Origin of the sequence: Phenylobacterium sp. CCH9-H3 (assembly GCF_001557235.1) — a bacterium.
In the GTDB taxonomy this organism is placed as follows: Bacteria; Pseudomonadota; Alphaproteobacteria; order Caulobacterales; family Caulobacteraceae; genus Phenylobacterium.
This window is the reverse complement of sequence record NZ_LSJI01000228.1, coordinates 1-327: the sequence shown is the minus strand read 5'-3', so window position 1 is coordinate 327 and position 327 is coordinate 1. Positions and strand designations below refer to the sequence as shown.

Annotated in this window: 1 protein-coding gene; it reads right to left on the bottom strand. The window is 69.7% G+C overall.

Going from position 1 to position 327, the window contains the following annotated elements:
* Positions 1 to 327 (bottom strand): NAD(P)(+) transhydrogenase (Re/Si-specific) subunit beta (locus tag AX721_RS20165; RefSeq protein ID WP_197422659.1); only part of this gene is annotated, 327 nt, incomplete at both ends.

Genomic DNA, 327 nt, shown 5'->3' with positions numbered 1-327 from the left:
TAGCTGAGGATCGCGCCCGACGAGCCCACCAGGGCGCCGGTGATGATCAGGGTGACGTTCTCGAGCGTGAAGCCCAGGGCCGCCGCCGCCCAGCCGGAATAGCTGTTCAGCATCGACACCACGACGGGCATGTCCGCGCCGCCGATGGGGATGATCAGGGTGACGCCGATGACCAGGCTGAGCGCCAGGATCGCCCAGAAGGCCCAGAGGGCCGAGCCGCCGCTCATCACCAGCACGACCACCAGGGCCAGGATGCCGAGGCCCAGCAGGGCGTTCAGCAGGTGGCGGGCGGGCAGCAGGATCGGCGCGCCGCTCATGTTGCCGTTC